This window comes from Nocardioides sp. NPDC127514, assembly GCF_040302125.1.
Lineage (GTDB): Bacteria > Actinomycetota > Actinomycetes > Propionibacteriales > Nocardioidaceae > Nocardioides.
This window is the reverse complement of the sequence record NZ_JBEORF010000033.1, coordinates 54219-71791: the sequence shown is the minus strand read 5'-3', so window position 1 is coordinate 71791 and position 17573 is coordinate 54219. Positions and strand designations below refer to the sequence as shown.

Here is a 17573-nt window from a genome sequence, read left to right as displayed (position 1 = left end):
TGGCCGCTACCCGTGTCCTTCGGTCCGTCATCCCCGGTCTGATCGTCGTGACCAGACCCGCCATTGCCACCGGGCACTTCGACGGAGAGTTTGCACTGTCCTGTGAGGGGATCAGTGACTCGGCAGACCGTGTCTGCGTACGCATGGCCCAGGCCGAGCACCGCCAGGCCTGCGGCGACGCAGACCAGGACGAGTGCTCGGATCAAGATTCGCATGGTGGCTGCTTGAGATCCTGTGCGGAGGCGATACGCCAACCGGTCAGCGGGTCGGTGTGGTAGTGGTAGTTGGCCACGATGTAGCGCGTCCACCCGATGTCGGCGCGGTCTGGGCTAACCACCGACTTGCCGCTGGCGTCGATAAGATCGGCACCGCTGACGTCCCAACACACGTCGACGGTCACGGTCGGCACCTTCCCCGCTTTCGGGTCGGAATTGTCGAGGTTCACGCTCTCGACCGACGTGTCAGCCACCTCTGTGTCTCCGACCTGGCGCAGCTTTTTCGACCGCTCACCCTCCAGCAGGTGGCGGTCGGCGCTCAGTTGCGTGCTCGTCTCGACCTTGGACAGCGCGTCGATCGACTCGCTGTGGTCTTGGCGAAGGCGATCGAGCATCGCGTAGTAACTATGAACGGTCGTCGTCGCCGCCTTCCCGGCGGCTTCGGAGTCGGACGTTTGAGCCGCGGTCGGCTCTGTCGTGCTGTGCGCCGGCGGACTTGACGGCGACGTATTGGGGTCGCTCTGGGCACACGAGGTGACCGCGGCAAGCGCCAGAACGCAAGTCGCGACGATCGGAATTCGGCGGGGTCGCATCATTGGTTTCATCTTCCTCGACGAGTCGATTGGGGCTCTTCGAGGCTGTGCATCGTTCCGGACCGAGGGCCCAAGATTTCTGCGTATCGATCTATTAGGCACCTGTAGTTTCCCTTTACGCAACTGCCAATTTCGTGGTCATGTCATCCAGTTACACGACCGAAACGCGAGTCGCGCCGCTGGGTGGCGCTCGCCATCCTGTCGCATCCTTGCTCCCCCTGCGAGGCTTACTAACGGGGGAGCAACTCGGGGGTGCATAGCGTTTGCGCTGGTCAGCGCGATGCTCCCCCAATGTCTCTCACGCCTTCGTCTCGATCGCGAGGGTGCCTACCTGGAACCGATCCGGCTTCGCCCCGTCGGCGCGAAAAGTGAACGCGAACGAAGTACTAGAAAAATCCGAACGGGAACCGGCTTGGCGACGAACGGCGCGTTCTCTTGGGCGCCACCGTGGGGAATCGGCCGCTCGGAGTCGACTGGTGGGTCAACGAGTCAGGTCGAGCGCGTGTTCGTCCAACTGACGGTGAAGGTTCGACGAGACATCATTCGCGACGTGTCCCTTTGCGATCTGACTCACGGCCGGGCTGAGGTCGACCGGACTCATGACACTGACAAGAACGATGGGGTCGACTACAAGTTGTCTAACTCCGATGTGGTCGTACAGCTGCGGCTGGGCCGTTGGCCTCCCCGTTGGCGATTCGCCATTCTCAGCCTCACCGAGACCCGATCCCCCACCCTTCTTCAGCGGCACACGTTTGGCAGATCGAGGACGGCTCTGCGATTCCGGACCCTCGTGTGCACCTCGGCATCAGGGAGGTAGTGACGATGACGGTGTCGATGCGCGTGATGCACGCCGGTGACGGTTACAAGTACCTCCTTCGGAGTGTGGCAACGGGCGATGGCAACCGTTCGCTTTCCACGCCGCTGACTCGCTATTACTCCGAGGTGGGTACGCCGCCGGGGCGGTGGCTCGGATCGGGATTGCCTGATGTCGGGGGAGGGCGGATCGTGGCAGGTTCGCAGGTTACGGAGGCGCAGCTGGGGTTGTTGATCGGGCTTGGTCGTGACCCGGTGACGGGTGATCCCTTGGGGCGGATCTACCCGGAGTACAAACCGACCCAAGAGAGAGTCGATGAACGCGTACGCGACCTGGACTCGGACCTCTCGGTCGGCGAGCGTGCTATTGAGATCTCACGAATTGAGGCCGAGGAGGCGCACTCGGGTCGGCGCGCAGTGGCCGGCTACGACTTCACGTTCAGTGTCCCGAAGTCGGTCTCGGTGTTGTGGGGCGTGGCCGATGCGAATTTCCAGGAGTTGATCGTTGCGGCACACCATGCAGCGATTGCCGATGTTGTCGACTTGATCGAGCGTGAGGTTGCCGCGACCCGCGCTGGCGTGGCCAACGCGGATGGGGCGGTGGCGCAGGTCGCGACTCGTGGGATCATCGCGGCAGCGTATGACCATTGGGACTCGCGTGCGAATGATCCGCAGCTGCATACGCATGTGGTGATCTCCAACAAGGTGCGGGCCGATCTCGATGGCCGGTGGCGCAGCCTGGACAGCAGGCCGATGCACGCCGCCGTCACGGCCGTGTCGGCGCACTACAACGCAGTGCTCGCTGACCGGCTGACCGGCATGTTTGGGTTGGGTTGGGAGCAGCGGGGGAGAGGCATCGACCGTAACCCTCAATGGGAGATCATCGGGGTCGGCGAGGCGTTGATCAAGGAGTTCTCCAGTCGCACGCGGGTGATCGAGGACGAGAAGGAGCGGATGATCGACGCGTACGTCCAGCGGCACGGGCGGCGACCCAACAACGCTGCGATCGTGGTGATCCGTGCCAACGCGACCTTAGCCACGCGTCCGGAGAAGCAAGTCAAGTCGCTTGAGGACCTGACCACAGACTGGCGTCGCCGAGCAGGGCGTCTCCTGGGCCGTGATGCGACAGATTGGGCGCGGTCAGTGGCCTCGGCGAACACGCCAAGGTTCGCTTCCGCCGACCAGATCCCCGCCGGGGCTGTGGACGAGATCGGTGCTGTCGTCGTGGCGGAGGTCGCGAGGAAGAGGGCGACCTGGCGCCGGTGGAACCTGTGGGCTGAGGCTTCCCGTCAGGCCATGCACCTGCGATTCTCGAGCGCAGCTGAGCGGGAGACGGTGGTCGCGCGAGTGGTCGAGTCCGCGGAGAGAAACTCGGTGGCTCTTACGCCGCCGGAGCTTGCCGCGAGTCCGCCTCAGTTCCGGCGCGAGGACGGCACCTCGGTCTTCCGTCCCCGCCACGGCACGATCTACTCTTCGGCCGGCGTGATGGCTGCCGAGGACCGCCTCCTGGACCGCGCCAATGACTTCAGTGCTCCGGTGGTGAGCGCCGCAGCGGTCGCTGCTGTCGCCAGGCGTTGCCATGACGGCCGCCGCTTGACTCGTAGCCAGGCCGAGGCGATCACCGCCATCGCGACATCCCGGCGCCAGGTCGACCTACTCGTCGGCCCAGCAGGAGCGGGAAAGACGACCACCATGCACGCACTACTCCTCGCCTGGACCCGGGAGCACGGTCGTCGCAGTGTCGTCGGGCTCGCCCCATCCGCTGCTGCGGCGGAGGTGCTCGCCGGTGACCTCGGCGTTGCGTGCGAGAACACGGCGAAGTGGCTTCACGACTACTCCGTCGGTACCTGCGCCTTCGGTCCCGGTCAGCTGGTGGTCATCGACGAGGCCACCCTCGCGGATACCAACACCCTGGATCAGGTCACCGGCATCGCCGCGACCGTCGGTGCCAAAGTGCTCCTAGTCGGGGACTGGGCTCAGCTCCAGTCCATCGACGCGGGCGGCGCCTTCGCCATGCTCGCGGCGACTCGAAACGATGTCGCGGAGCTCACCGAGATCCACCGGTTCACCCACGACTGGGAACGGGCCGCAAGCGTCGACCTCCGCGTCGGCCGCCTCGAAGCCATCACCGCCTACGCCCACCACGATCGCCTCCACGACGGCACCACCCAGGACATGCTCGAGGCCGCATATGCCGCCTGGAGCGTCGACCAGGCCAACGGCCTGGCCACCATCCTGGTCACCGACTCGACCGAGACCATGCACGCCCTCAACGCCCGCGCCCGAGCCCGACGCATCCTCACCGGCCAGACACCCGCCTCGCGCGAGGTCACCCTCGCCAGCGGCGAACCGGCCTCGGCGGGCGACCTGGTCATCACCCGCCGCAACGACCGCCGCCTCCGCGCCGTGCGCGGCGTCTGGGCACGTAACGGTGACCGCTGGCGCATTGACAAGGTCAGCAGGGACGGCAGTCTCACCGTCACCCGCCGGAACGGACACGCCGCCGCGATCACCCTCCCTGCTGAGTACGTCGCCGAGCACGTCGATCTCGGCTACGCCATCACCGCCCACCGCGCCCAAGGCGTCACCGTCGACACCGCCCACGTCCTCATCTCCGCGAGAACGACCAGAGAGAGCCTGTACGTCTCCATGACCCGAGGACGCCATTCCAACAAGGCCTACGTCGCCCTGGACCAGTCCGATGAGACCCACGCCAGTCCGCCGCCCGGTGACGATGTGAATGCCCGGACGGTTCTCTACGGCATCCTCCGGCGCTCTAGCGCCGAGCTTTCCGCCCACCAGACCATCGCAGCCGAAAGCGAGGCCTGGACGTCCATCGCCCAGCTCGCCGCCGAGTACGACACCATCGCGGCCGCAGCCCAACGCCCACGCTGGGAAGCTCTCCTACGATCCTGCGGTCTCGACGAGGCACAATCGAAGTCAGCCATCTCCGCCGTTTCGTCCGGCCCTCTGGCCGCAGCCTTACGCCGAGCCGAAGCCCGCGGCCACAACGTCGACCGCCTGCTCCCGAACCTAGTCGACCGAGGCGACCTGAGCGACGCAGACGACATCGGCGCCGTCCTTCAACACCGTCTTCGCCTCTCGATAGACGCCAGTGAGGTGAAACCGGCGTCAGACACAACATGCGAGACCTTCATCGCCGGCCTGATCCCCGAGGCCTCCGGCTCGATGGCACCCGAGATGAGACAAGCGCTGGACCAGCGCAAGAGTGTGATCGAGAACCGTGCCGCCGAGCTCATCGAAGCTGCCATTGAAGCCCGCCCAGCGTGGCTCCATCGCCTTGGAGACCCGCCGTCGACCCCGTCCGCGTTACATGACTGGTTGGCCTCTGCCGCTACCGTCGTGGCCTACCGAGACCGCTACGGGATCACCAGCAACCTCCCGCTCGGACCAGGCCCTCGAACCGAAGCCGAGTACGCCGACCGACGCCAAGCACTGGCCGCCCAGCGCAGTGCAACGGCGATCGCCGCCCGCGCGCCTGGTTCGACACGGACGTCGGCGCCGATGCCACCACCCGAGGTCGCTAGTCGCCTGGACCTGTCCTGAAACGATCTCACGAGACTCACCTCCAAGGCTGTGCTACATCCCGCTGACGTGGGCGGTCCCGCGTCCTGCGAAGTCTCCAACCCGGCTAGGCCGTGAAGTGCTTATCGTCGAAGACGGTGCTGGTCATGCAGTGACAGCTGCCGCAGCTGCACGAAAGCTGGTGCAGGACGGAGTCGTTGCAAGCATCGGCTCGATGAGCATCCCGGACTGCCTGGTAAACGGGGGTGTCCCTATGGTCTTCGTCAAGCCGCAGCGCGTGCTGACCGGTCTTGATTGAGGGTGCCGTGTTTGAGCATGGCGTGAAATACGTCGAAGCGTCGACGGGCCAGGCACACCAGCGCGGCATTGTGCTACTCGCCGTCCGCTCGTTTGCGGTCGTTGTTGGTCCGGCGGGTCGGGTCGTGCAGCGCCGCGAACGCGGCCAAGAAGAACGCACTTTTTGTTGTTTGCTGCCGGCCCGGCTGGGGGTGTTCGCCGCGGATGCTGCGCCCGGATCGGCGAGTCACGGGACCAGTCCGTCGTAGGCGGCCAGGTGACCGCTGGTCGGGAACGAGGATCCGTCACCGACTTCGAGGAGGATGCGGGCTCCGGTCCGACATCGACGCCAGGCCTCGAAGTCAGGACTCCCTGCAAGAGGGTGGGCATGGGTCATCCGTCGATGACATCGCCGGATAGGCCAGTCGCCCGTCGCGGAGTTTGCTGAGGTTCTGCTGCTTCGTCCCATTGCCCGGAGGCATGCCCGAACCGCAGGTCATCGTGGAGAAGACCGGCGAGCCCGTCGAGGTTCCCGGTCGCATTGCGGTGCACCGGGCGGTCTTTGCCTCGCGGACGCGCTCCGGGCCGATCACGTGGGGGCGGGGGCCAAGACGATGTCGAAGCGGACCCTCGACCAGGTGCCATCCAGGGCGCGGCCGTCCGGCGTGGGTGTGCCTGCAGGTTGCCTGTCGAACTTCTTGATCAGGGAGTCCTTGAGGCCGAAGACGGCGTCCTTGCGTCCGATCGGGTCGCCAGCGGGAAAGATGTGGGTAACCAACGTGCGGCACCCGCTGTGGCTGACCATGAAGTGTAGATGGGAGGCACGGAGTGGACTGCGGCCGACAGCCTGAAGCATATTCCCGACCGGGCCGTCGTTCGGGATCGGATAGGGCGTAGGCGTGAGTCCCCAGAATCGGTAAGTCCCGTCTGCTGCACTGAACAGGTGTGCCCGGGCGGCACGCTTGGCGGCGTCGTACTGCACGTCGTAGAGGCCATCTTCGTCGGCCTCCCAGACCTCGATGCGGGCACCGGTGAGCGGGTTGCCGTCGATGTCGGTGACGGTGCCCTCGACCCAGCAGGGCTCGCCCGGAGCGCTGAAGGCCATGTCCTGGCCGTTCGTGATCTCGGGGGAGTCCTCTATGAAGAACGGTCCGAACACGGTCGCCTCGGTGGCGTTTGCGTAGGCAGGGTTGTTGACGTTGATGGTCTGCATCGAGGCGCCCAGGATGTCTGATAGGAGGATGAACTCCTGTCGCACGGCGGTGGTGATGTGCCCAGCCTTCGTGAGGAAGTCGATTGCGGCGCCCCATTCCTCCTCGGTCAGCCGACTCTCCCGGATGAAGGAGTGCACGTGCCTGACCAGGGAGACCATCAGCTCCTGTAGCCGAGAGTCCTCGCAGGCGTCGAAGGACGAGACTACGTTGTCGACCAGCCGCTGCTCCACGGCTCGCTGCTCCGGGGAGACCTCCCGATCGAGGTGGGCGTCGGTCGGGGCCGAGCTGGGCTCCGGGTGGGTCTCGGTCTCGCTATTGGCACTGCTCACGGCAGGTCTCCTTCCCAGGCCGCGCGCAGCAGCGCGGCCAGGTTGTCGGCGTTGACGGGGGTCGGGTTGTTCGCGGGTACGGCGGCCAGGATCGGGTCGACCGCCTTGGCGATGCCGTCTTCCGGCATCCCGTAATCCTTTAGGGCTCGTGGCGCGGCGAGTCGCTCGCGCAGCGAGCGAAGTCCCTCGGTTGCCGTCATACTGCCGAAGGCTGCCGCGATGCGGCGCTCGGCCCCGGGAGCGTTCGGGGCGTTGAAAGCCAACACGTGGGGGAGCGCTATCGCATGGGTCTCGGCGTGAGGCAGGTTGAACATGCCGCCCAGCACGTGGCAGATCTTGTGGTGCATTCCCGACCCCGCGGACGCGAAGGAGACAGCGGCCAGGTATGCGCCGTACAGGGTCTGTTCGATGCCGTCGATGCTCGCCTCGTCGACGGCGACGGCGGGCAGCCCTGCTGCGAGGCCCCGGATGCCCTCTTGTGCAAGCGCTTGGTCGATCGGGTCGACCTGTGGGCCCCACATCGAGTCCACGCAGTGTGCCATCGCGTTCAGGCCACTTGCGACCGTCATCTGCACGGGCAGGCTCGTCAGGAGTGAGGCGTCGTAGACGATGCTGGCAGGGAGGACGCGGGCGTCCACGCCAGTCGTCTTCGTCCCACCCTCGGGCCCAGGCTGGGTCAATCCCCACACGCTGGTGGCCTCAGAACCGGCGTACGTCGTCGGCGCTGCGATGATCGGCAGCCCGGTCGTCAGTGCGACGGCCTTGGCGAGCCCTGTCGTCGATCCACCGCCGACTGAGACCAGGACGTCCACGCGATGCTCCGCGGCGACCTTGCGGGCGCGCTCCGCGACCTCGACCGGCACATGCATGACGACTTCCTCGTGGCGGACAGCCACAGGGACCGTGGCCGCGATCGGGTCGGCCAGAGCTGCCTTGCGCTCGGAGGCGATCAGCATCACACGCGAGGCGCCGAGCGCCTCGACCTCCGCAGCGACCGCCAGCGCAGCCTCGCCGCGGGCGAAGACGACGCGATGGGGCAGCATCTCGTGCGTGAACCTCACCGGGCGGCCACGGCATTCTGGAGCTCTGCCTCGGCGTCGTAATCGTAGATCCAGCCGTTGACGACGAGCGGGTCCTCACTGGCGTACGCCATGTCGCGAGCCTTCTGCTCGGGGCCGTCGGGCAGGTGGTTGATGTGCGCCCGGCCGTGGCTCACCGTCTGCAGCCGGGTCGTACGGGGGATCCGGATCTCCTCATACCTGCGCAGCGCGGCGGCCGGCGCATCGGTGCCCTCGGCCAGGCAGCGTGCCAGCACGGCGGCATCCTCGATCGCCTGGGCAGCGCCCTGGGCGAAGAACGGGAACATCGGATGAGCTGCATCCCCCAGGACCGTGGCACCAGCTTGGGACCAGTGGGTCAGGGGCTCCCGGTCCAGCAGCGCCCACCGTCCGGGGGTCCCGGCTGCCCGGATCAGATCGGTCAGGCGGCGATCCCAGCCCTCGAACTCGGTGAGGAACTCCTCTACCGTCGCTGTCGCGGTCCACGACTCGGTGGTGTAGTCGCCGGCTGGGGCGAAGGCGACCAGGTTGACGTACTCGCCGCCGGAGACCGGGTAATGGACCAAGTGGTGCCCAGGCCCGATCCAGAGCGTCTGGGCGTGTCGGCGGGCGAACTCCGGCGCCCGCCCTGCAGGCACGAGCGCTCGGAACGCGCAGATGCCGGAGTAGGTCGCGGGGGAGACGCCGAACAGCGCGTTGCGCACGACAGAGTGCACGCCATCGGCACCGACGACGACGTCCGCCTCTGTCGTGGTCCCGTTGGCGAACTCGAGTCGCAGCGCGGCACCGCTCGCGTCCAGCCCCGTGCACTTGTGGCCGAGGCGGACCCACTCCGCCGGAACCTGGGACCCGATTGCCGCGACCAGGTCGGCGCGATGGGCAGTGTAGGTGTGCTCACCGTATAGCTGCTCGCACGAGGCAGCGAGGTCCTCAGCCGACAGTACGGCGCCATCTTCCCAGCGCCGGAACTCCCATCCGGTCTTGAGCACGACCGCGCGGTTGCTGAACTCGTCGAGTACCCCGAGCCTGCGCAGTTGGCGAGCCGCGTTGGGGGCGACCACCAGGCCGGCGCCAACTTCGGCGATCTGGGTGGCCTGCTCGTAGACAGTCGCTGTCAGGCCCTCGCGCCGCAGGAAGGCGGCGGCCGCCAGTCCGCCGATGCCGCCACCAAGGATCGCGATCCTCAGTGCGACGGTCGTACGTGCTGTCATTCTCAAGCTCCTTGCTCGCCTCGGGTGGTCGTCGCTGGGTTCGTCGGTCGCCACTCGTTGGGCGGCTCTTGTCGCAGGGGCTTTCCACCGGGCGCCCCATGCGAGCATGTTGCCCCGAGCACATGGGCCAGCGGGCACAATGTGTCATTGAACGAACATCGACATCCGTGGCGAGCCGCGAAGGGGCGAGGGACAGTGCCGCGCACCAGTGAGCCAGGCAGAAGTGTCAGTTCGCGTCTCTTGGCCCTGCTGTTCTCGTTCGAGCCTGGCGCGACAGAGCTCAGCTTGGCCGACCTGGCACGGCGGACGGGCCTGGCTCACCCGACGGCGCGGCGACTGGTGCTCGAGCTCGTCAGAGCCGGAGCTTTGGAGCAGCGTCCCAGCGGGCGTTACGCCGTTGGCCTTCGGCTGTGGCAGCTCGGCACCCTGGCGCCGCTGACCGAATCTTTGCGGACGATGGCCCAGCCGTACATGGAGGACCTGTACTCGGCTCTCAACCAGCACGTTCAGCTCGCGGTGCTGGAGGGGGACGAGGCGGTGATCATCGAGCGACTATCTGCACCGAAGGCGCTCGGACTCGTCTCGCAGGTGGGCGGCCGATTGCCACTGCACTGCTCTGGCGTCGGCAAGGTCCTGCTGAGCCACGCCGGCCCGAGCCTGGCGGACCAGGTCCTCGACGGCGAGCTGCGCAAGTACACCGCGAAGACGGTTACAGACGAACGGGTCCTCCGACGGGAGCTCGCGGAGTGTCGGCGTACCGGTTTTGCGCTTGTGCGCGGCGAGCTGACCCAGGGCGCCGACTCGATCGCGGCCCGTGTCCTCAACAGCGACGGTCAGGTCGTCGCAGCCCTGTCCGTGGTCGTGCGCTCCGAAACGGTACGGTCGCAATCCGCTTTGCCCTCGGTCATCACCAGCGCGCTAGGGCTGTCGCGCGCGCTCGGGTGGCGTCCCGGGATCCGCGTACGCGAGAACTAAGGTGGGCCGCCGACTCCGGCCTAGAAAACCTGCCGGACCCTCATTCGCTCAACGAACGCGGCCGTTGTCATCGGCAGTGTGATTGCCAATCCTTGGGGGCAGTCTGGTGGTGGGCACCAAACCCCCGAGCGCGGACGACAAGCCCCATGTCCAACGATACGACGGCACCCGAGGAAGCCGTCTGTCTCACCCGACTGCCGGGTCTGGTCGTCTGGTCGCCTCTTGCACGGCTGCGACGACAAGATCGCGAGCGCGACCGGCAGCAGGGATCATCGCACCGAGGGCGTAGAAGGCGTGGATCATCCCGTCGAAACGGACAACTTCCGCAGGCACGCCGGCTTCGATCAGACGAGCGCCGTACGCCTCTCCTTCGTCACGCAGCGGGTCGAACTCGGCGGTGAGGATGAGGGCTGGAGGCGCTCCTGCCAGCCGCTCCTGGCTTGCGAACAGCGGCGAAATCCGCGGGTCGGCGTAGTCGAGATCATCGCCCAGGTTCGCCCTGAAGTGCTCGCAGCCGGCGCGGGTGAGGAGGTAGCCCTTACCGTTCTCATCCATCGACGGTTGCGACAGCGTGAGGTCGGTCGTTGGGTAGAGCAGCACCTGGAGCAAGAACGTTCCGTGCAATTGAATTCCGGCGACAGCGCTGAGCGCTCCGCCGGCTGAATCTCCGGCCACCACCATGCGCTTCGGGTCGCCCCCGTGCTGATCGATGTTGGTCTGCACCCAGCGGGCGGCGGTCAACACGTCGTCGATCTGCGCCGGGTATGGGTGCTCCGGCGCGAGGCGATACCCAACGCTCACGACGAGGCAGCCGGTCCTGGCACACAAAGCCCGGGTGAGCGGGTCGTACCCATCGATACTGCCCATCGTGAACCCGCCACCGTGGATCCACACCATGACTGGCCGGCTCTCCCGGCCAGCACCAAGTGGCCAGTACACCCTCACGGGCACACCGCCTGCGTCGAGGTCCTCGGTGCGCGCGACCGTCTCCGGCTCGCCGGCCAACGCACTCATCCCCTCATAGGCAGCCCGCGCCTCGGCGGGCGGCAGCGACTCCAATGGCGGTACGCCGGGTGCAGTGAGCATGTCCAGTACCGCCTGGGCGGAGGGGTCGATCGGCATGAGGTCTCCCAGGTCGACGGGCCAATGTGTGGGCTTGTCGCTCAAACTCGGTGCGACGTCGGTCACAGTGGCGACAGGTGGCCGTGTGGGTCAAGGCTGCCTCACGCGAGGACGGACTTGAGTCACTGCCGATGACTACCTAGGTCACTTCGCTCAGGACCGCCACGGACCTTCCCGCCTGTAACCGGGAAGCGCCGACGTTCTGTGAGCGTCGGTCGTCCGGCTGGCGTGCCCCCTGTTGTTCAGCGTGACCTGAGTACCCCTTGCATGTGACGCAGGTCACTGTGGTGTGGCGCCGACGTGCTTCCATTCGAGTGTCGGGCGACGCGACAAGCATGTCAGCAGCGTCTCGACTCTGCAGGAATCACCCGCCGTGGGTGACTCCGTCTGTCTCGAGAGGAACGTTCTTGAATCCGATTTTCGGCGACAACACCCTCAAGCTGGGTCTGTTCTGCACCAATGGCCATGGCGCATCACTCACCATGGCGCCGGAGGCCCACGAGATGTCGTGGGACTTCTCCTTGAGGATCGCGAAGGCGGCCGATGCCGCAGGGCTCGAGGCGATCGTCCCGTACGCGCGCTGGAAGGCTTACGCGGACAACCGCCCCGGCCACAAGACTGGGACCGTCCTCGATCCCTTCGCATGGGCGGCCGGCTTGGCGTCGGTGACGAGCAACATCGGCATCTTCGCCACGTCGCATGCGCCTTCGATGCACCCGATCGTGGCCGCCAAGCAGTCCGCGACGATCGACCACATATCGGGTGGACGCTTCTCGCTGAACGTGGTCGGCGGCTGGAACCGGGCCGAGCTCGAGATGTTCGGAGCTCCTATGCGCGAGCACGACGAGCGCTACGACCATCTGGCCGAGTGGCTGACAGTGTTGCGACGGTTGTGGACGGAGGAGACTGAGTTCGACCACCACGGAAACTTCTTTGACGTCGTGGGCGGGACCTCCAGCCCGAAGCCCCTGCAGGCACAGGTCCCGATCATGAACGCCGCAGGGTCGCCGCGAGGAATGGACTTCGCGGCCGAGCACGCCGACTTGTGCTTCGTGGTGGTGGGGTCGGAGGACCCGAAGGAGATCGCGCACCAGGTGGAGGCATACAAGGCGGCCGCCCACGACAGGTTCGGCCGCGCCGTGCGCGTTTGGACGCACAGCGTCGTCGTCCAGCGCGACACTGATTCCGCGGCGCAGGACGAACTCCATCGCTTCTCGGTGGAGTACGAGGACACGGAGAGCGTTGAAGCGTGGCTCCGGCTGCTCCAGGTGAACAGCCAGATGATGCCCCCCGAGGCGTACGCCGCCATGCGTCAGCGCTTCGCCGCGAGCGCAGGCGGCTTCCCGCTCGTGGGGACGGAGGAGACCATCGCCCAGCGACTCGAGATGCTGAGCAATGCCGGTATCGACGGCGTGTTGCTGACCTGGCTGAACTACGACGAAGGTCTTGCCTCGTTCTCCCGTGACGTGCTTCCGAGGCTTGAGCAGCGCGGTCTTCGCGCACCAGCACCGCAGCCCCCCGCCTGAGCGTCGGTGCCGCGGAGCAGTTGCGAGGCGGGCCCGGCGGCCCATCGGCTTTGGGCAGCTCGTCGAGCGCGTGACTCCCCTCGTCACCGCGCCCGGTCGCAGGTGACCGCGGGGGCTGGTGCGGACCCTTGGGTGTGACTTTAGTCCGCGACCCGTTGACGCCAGCCATCCCGCTCGATGTGATGTAGGCCACCTCGAACCTTGAAGGAGCACAACCGTGGAGCGGTGGAAGATTGGCGACATTGTGGTTACGAAGATCCCCGAGGTCGGCGGATGGCTCCCGATCGAGATGTGGCTGACGATCATGCCGGAGTGCACCCGCGAGGCCGTTGACCAGCTGCGGTGGCTGTCGCCGACCTACCGCCGCGACAACCTGGTCGGGCTCTCTATCCACTCGTTCCTGGTCGAGACGCCCACGCACAAGATCGTTGTCGACACGGGCGTCGGCAACGGGAAGCGCCGTCACTGGGACCTGTTCAACAACTTGGACACAGACTTCCTAGGGCGTTTGGACGAGGCATGTCCCCGCGCGGACGTCGACCTCGTGCTCTGCACGCACCTTCACACCGACCACGTCGGGTGGAACACGCAGCGCGTCGACGGCCACTGGATCCCGACCTTCCCGGACGCCCGGTACTGTTTCGCCCGCAAGGAGTACGATCACTGGACGGCGTACGTGAACGACCCCTCCGTCGCCACGGGCTCTAGCCAGCTCGCCGAGACTGAGATCGACATCCCCGAGGTGTACCTCGACTCGATCGCACCTGTCGTCGAGGCCGGCCTGGTCGACTGGGTCGAGCCCGACCGGGAGCTGGTGCCGGGCGTCACGCTGCTCAGCACGCCGGGCCACACACCCGGGCACATGTCTGTCCTCCTTCACTCTGGCGACCAGACGGCGATCATCTCAGGTGACGTGTTCCACGCACAGGTGCAGGTGGGTCGATCTGAGTGGACGGTGCAGATGGACACCGCAGGCGAGCACGCCCGCGAGACGCGACGAGCGTTCCTTGACGAGTACGCCGACACCTCGACCTTGGTCCTGGGCACCCACTTCGGAACACCCACAGGCAACTACATCCGGCGCGACGGTGACTCCTTCATGCTGGTTCCCTCCGGGACCTGATCGAGACGAGCCGATGAGCCGTCGCAAGCCACCAACGGGCCTTGGGCTGTTGCTGCCACCCTGGGCCGATTGCCCGGCATCCTGGGTGCTGCCAGGGATACCTCCTGCCCGACGGAGAACCCACCGGATGACGGCTCGCTCGGCGGCGAGCTCCTCCGCCGGCGGGGCCACGTCGCGGGGCCGCCATCGAGGTTCGGCAGGTGGCACGTGATGTCGTCCAGGGCTAGAGTGACGTCGATCACTTCGGAGGTGTTGATGGACGGTGGGCACACCGCAGCGTCGCGTCAGGCGTGGGACAACAGCTACTTCGCGGCCCTCTCGCCCGAGGTGCGCCACGCGATGCTTCGCGATGCCTTCGTGGTCAACGTGCCGGCCGGCGGCATCATCAACGCTCCAGATGGGCCCCCACGCCTGTTCTTGATCCACCGAGGTCAGGCCCGCACGGCCGTGGTGTCGAAGGAGGGGCGCGCCGCGACCATCCGCTACGCCGGTCCAGGTCAGGTCCTCGGTCTGCCAGCGGCGATCGCCGGCGCCTCGCCGACCGCCGGTTACGCCGTGACCGATTGCGAGATGTCGATGCTGAACGTCGAGAGGTTGCGTCGACTGGCCTCGACCGACGCCGCCGTCGCTTGGCTGCTGCTGCGGCAGATCTCCGACATCGCGCTGGAGGTCGTCGAGATACTGGGCGACAACATCTTCGGCACCGTTGAGCAGCGCGTGTGTCGCCACTTGCTCGACCTGGCTGACAACTCCGACGATGGGCTCGTGGTCAACGTGGACCAACAGGAGATCGCCGACGCCATCGGATCGGTGCGCGAGGTCGTGGCTCGTGCGCTGCGGAAGCTGCGGGAGGCGGGTCTGCTCGAGCGCGATTCCCGCGGCCTTCGCATCATCAGCCCTAGCGCCCTGCACCGCATCGCCTCCGGAACACCCACCCAGCTCGAGGTCTGAGGACCTCAGTACTGTGATGGCGGCGGGGCCGCCGCAATGCCCGCGACGCCGAACCGCCAGCCTTCCCCATCTCGACGGTAGATGACGTCGACCGTCGCGTGGCTCTCCAGGGGCGCCAAGAGCTGCACGTCGCTCGACCGGCGTCGGCTCCACTAGACCGATCGACGGAGTTCCTCGCCAACCCGGACCCTGCAGGCGGCGCCGGGCTGCACTGGCTGCGAGTAGGACCAGCGAGACCGCCTCTTGGCGCCGAGCCGGGAGTACCGGCCGTGTGCTTTTGGTCACTCGGGCTGCCTACGCAGGTTACCGACACCTGACGCCCTATCGGATTCGATAGGCGCTATGGAAAGGAGATGCCCGTGACTGCCTACGCTCCGACGAACGACGTCGGTGGCGCGCTCAATGCGCTGCGGCACAGTCGCCCGGTCATCGTCGCGGACGACAAGGACCGCATCTGTGCTGGCGCCGCGCCGGATGTCATGGAGCAACTCGACCTGGACCAAGTGGTGGAGACGAAGCGGCGAATTGTTCACCGACGACTTGCCCGCCGCGCACGACGAGCGGAGTCGGCGCTCGCACATCAGAACCATCCAATCGAAAGGACCGCACGCATGCTAACGCTGGTTGACGAGAACGACGGCACGGTTGTGGCCCGAGTCTCTGGAGAGGACGTCCCCCTGGACGTGCACAGCAGTGGCACCGGGACGACCGTGCTCGTGCTCCACGGCGTGGAGGGCCGGGAGGCGGACATGGACTTCATCGGCTCCCTCTCCGAGCAGTTCCACGTGCTCGCCCCGAGCCACCCCGGGTTCGGCTACTCGCCCCGCCCTGACTGGTGTGACTCCGTCGAGGACCTCGCGTACCTCTACCTCGAATGGATCAAGCGCCTCGACCTCCGCGACGTCATCGTCGTCGGGCTGCAGTTCGGCGGCTGGGTGGCGGCAGAGATGGCGACCCGCGACTCCTCGCGGATCGGTCGGCTCGTCCTCGTCGACACTCTCGGTATCAAGGTGGGCGGTCCCAGCGATCGTGACATCGCCGACGTCTTCGCGATGTCTCGAGACGAGATGAACTCCCGCGTCTTCGCTGACCCCAGCTTCGCCCCCGGCGACCTGACCAAGGCCCCGCGGGAGGACGTGCTGCGCATCGCCCGCAACGAAGAGGCCCTCGCCCTCTACGCGTGGGAGCCCTATCTGTACAACCCCCGGCTGCGCCGATGGCTGTCCAGGATCGAGGTGCCGACGCTGGTCGCTTGGGGCGATCAGGACGGCATCGTCACCGTCGATTACGGCCGCAGTTACTCCGAGTCCATCCCCAATGCCCGTTTTGAAGTCATCGATCACGCCGGCCACCGCCCTCAGGTCGAGCAGCCCATCACTCTGACCAAGCTCGTCCTCGAGCACTCCGCCTGAAGGTCACACCGAGCTAGAGGAGATCCACCAATGCACTTCTGGCACTTCACTGAGACTGCCTACCCGTACCTGCCCGACGAGGACACCTTCGACTCGGTGCGAGTGACGTTCCCGAACAGCTTCATCGACCCTCAGCGGGCAGCAGCTCTGTGGGACCGATACCTGGCCGAGTGGCAGGTGGCTGACGAGTCCGGCATCAACATCATGATCAACGAGCACCACAGCACCCCGACCTGCATGGATCCCGCAGCGCCTGTGATTGCCGGCATCATGAGCCGCATCACCAAGGACGCGCGGATCCTGGTCCTCGGCAACCCCGTCGCGAACCGCAAGGACCCCGTGCGCGTCGCCGAGGAGATGGCGATGGTCGACGTGCTCAGCCGCGGCCGGCTGGAGGTCGGGTTCGTGCGCGGCGTCCCGTACGAGATCTCGGCCACCAACAGCAAGCCGGTGATGATGGCCGACCGCATGTGGGAGGCGATCGAGCTGATCAAGAAGGCGTGGACCACTCACGACGGCCCGTTCAACTGGGAGGGACAGTTCTTCCAGCACCGCCAGGTCAACATCTGTCCGCGTCCCTACCAGGAGCCGACCCCTCCGATGTGGGTGACCGCACTGAGCCCCGGCAGCGCCGCTCGGATCGCCGACAATGACTTCACGATCGCCTCGTTCTTGACCGGTTACGAGGGCACTCGCAAGGTGTTCCAGGCCTACCGTGACCGGAAGCTCGAGGCAGGCAAGCTGGACCCGGTCACTGACAAGCTCGCCTATGCCGCCCTCGTCTACACGGGCAAGACCGACGAAGAAGGGCTGGAGGGCGCGCGGAAGCTCATGTGGTACATCAAGGCGAACAAGGTCCCGTCCGAGTTCGTCCAGCCGCCGGGATACACGCCCTACTTCGCGCGGGCCGCGAGTCTGGCCGGCTCAGGCTCTCCCTACGACTTCAAGTCGATGACCCTGGAGGAACTCATCGACAACGGGATCGTCTTCGCTGGGTCGCCGACAACCGTACGCGGGCAGATCGAGAAGTTCTACGAGCGGGTGGGTGGCTTCGGACACCTCCTGTTGCACGGCCAGGCCGGCTTCCTCGATCACGACGAGACCGTCCGCGGCATCCGGCTGTTCGCAGAGGAGGTGAAGCCGGCCCTGAACGACATGTTCACCACCCAGCCAGCACTCGCCTGATCCCATCGCCGTCAAGAAGGAGAG

Annotated in this window: 13 protein-coding genes and 1 pseudogene; 8 read left to right on the top strand and 6 right to left on the bottom strand. The window is 66.4% G+C overall.

Annotated features, from left to right (window positions below; translation table 11 throughout):
• Positions 1-202: 202 nt before the first annotated feature.
• Positions 203-811, bottom strand: a complete 609-nt coding sequence (locus ABTX24_RS23970; protein ID WP_350843192.1) for a hypothetical protein — start codon at positions 809-811, stop codon at positions 203-205.
• A gap of 819 nt (positions 812-1630) precedes the next feature.
• On the opposite strand from ABTX24_RS23970, the gene mobF reads away from it, so the two are divergent.
• A complete protein-coding gene (gene mobF / locus ABTX24_RS23965) occupies positions 1631-5188 on the top strand; it encodes a MobF family relaxase (protein ID WP_350843190.1) in 3558 nt (1185 codons plus the stop codon).
• A gap of 97 nt (positions 5189-5285) precedes the next feature.
• Positions 5286-5465, top strand: coding sequence for a hypothetical protein (locus tag ABTX24_RS23960; protein ID WP_350843241.1), 180 nt, complete (start codon positions 5286-5288; stop codon positions 5463-5465).
• Here the strand turns inward: ABTX24_RS23960 and ABTX24_RS23955 are convergent.
• The 4 genes and pseudogenes from ABTX24_RS23955 to ABTX24_RS23940 all read right to left on the bottom strand — a co-directional run.
• Positions 5431-5939, bottom strand: a pseudogene (locus tag ABTX24_RS23955) (transposase); the annotation flags it as partial. The gene ABTX24_RS23960 and the pseudogene ABTX24_RS23955 sit on opposite strands and share 35 nt — an antisense overlap.
• Before the next feature lie 93 nt (positions 5940-6032).
• A complete protein-coding gene (locus tag ABTX24_RS23950) occupies positions 6033-6986 on the bottom strand; it encodes a hydroxyquinol 1,2-dioxygenase (RefSeq protein ID WP_350843189.1) in 954 nt (317 codons plus the stop codon).
• Complete coding sequence (locus ABTX24_RS23945; RefSeq protein ID WP_350843187.1) at positions 6983-8029, bottom strand: maleylacetate reductase; 1047 nt, start codon at positions 8027-8029, stop codon at positions 6983-6985. Before ABTX24_RS23945 ends, ABTX24_RS23950 begins: the two co-directional genes overlap by 4 nt.
• 14 nt (positions 8030-8043) lie before the next feature.
• Positions 8044-9255 carry an FAD-dependent monooxygenase gene (locus ABTX24_RS23940; RefSeq protein WP_350843185.1) on the bottom strand — a complete coding sequence of 404 codons (1212 nt, stop codon included), beginning with the start codon at positions 9253-9255 and terminating at the stop codon, positions 8044-8046.
• Positions 9256-9495: 240 nt separating this feature from the next.
• Here ABTX24_RS23940 and ABTX24_RS23935 point away from each other — a divergent pair, with 240 nt between their 5' ends.
• Positions 9496-10230 carry an IclR family transcriptional regulator gene (locus ABTX24_RS23935; protein WP_350843183.1) on the top strand — a complete coding sequence of 245 codons (735 nt, stop codon included), beginning with the start codon at positions 9496-9498 and terminating at the stop codon, positions 10228-10230.
• Positions 10231-10416: 186 nt separating this feature from the next.
• Here the strand turns inward: ABTX24_RS23935 and ABTX24_RS23930 are convergent, their stop codons facing one another.
• On the bottom strand, positions 10417-11352 hold the full coding sequence (locus ABTX24_RS23930) for an alpha/beta hydrolase (protein WP_350843181.1): 936 nt from the start codon (positions 11350-11352) through the stop codon (positions 10417-10419).
• A 407-nt stretch (positions 11353-11759) separates the two neighbouring features.
• On the opposite strand from ABTX24_RS23930, the gene ABTX24_RS23925 reads away from it, so the two are divergent.
• The 5 genes from ABTX24_RS23925 to ABTX24_RS23905 all read left to right on the top strand — a co-directional run bounded on the left by ABTX24_RS23925 (position 11760) and on the right by ABTX24_RS23905 (position 17549).
• Positions 11760-12878, top strand: a complete 1119-nt coding sequence (locus ABTX24_RS23925) for an LLM class flavin-dependent oxidoreductase (RefSeq protein WP_350843179.1) — start codon at positions 11760-11762, stop codon at positions 12876-12878.
• Positions 12879-13122: 244 nt separating this feature from the next.
• On the top strand, positions 13123-14001 hold the full coding sequence (locus tag ABTX24_RS23920; RefSeq protein ID WP_350843177.1) for an MBL fold metallo-hydrolase: 879 nt from the start codon (positions 13123-13125) through the stop codon (positions 13999-14001).
• 255 nt (positions 14002-14256) lie between these two features.
• On the top strand, positions 14257-14952 hold the full coding sequence (locus ABTX24_RS23915) for a Crp/Fnr family transcriptional regulator (protein WP_350843175.1): 696 nt from the start codon (positions 14257-14259) through the stop codon (positions 14950-14952).
• Positions 14953-15563: 611 nt separating this feature from the next.
• Complete coding sequence (locus ABTX24_RS23910) at positions 15564-16364, top strand: alpha/beta fold hydrolase (protein WP_350843173.1); 801 nt, start codon at positions 15564-15566, stop codon at positions 16362-16364.
• Between the two features lie 30 nt (positions 16365-16394).
• Entirely contained in the window at positions 16395-17549 is a 1155-nt protein-coding gene (locus tag ABTX24_RS23905; RefSeq protein ID WP_350843172.1) for an LLM class flavin-dependent oxidoreductase, read from the top strand.
• Positions 17550-17573: the final 24 nt, after the last annotated feature.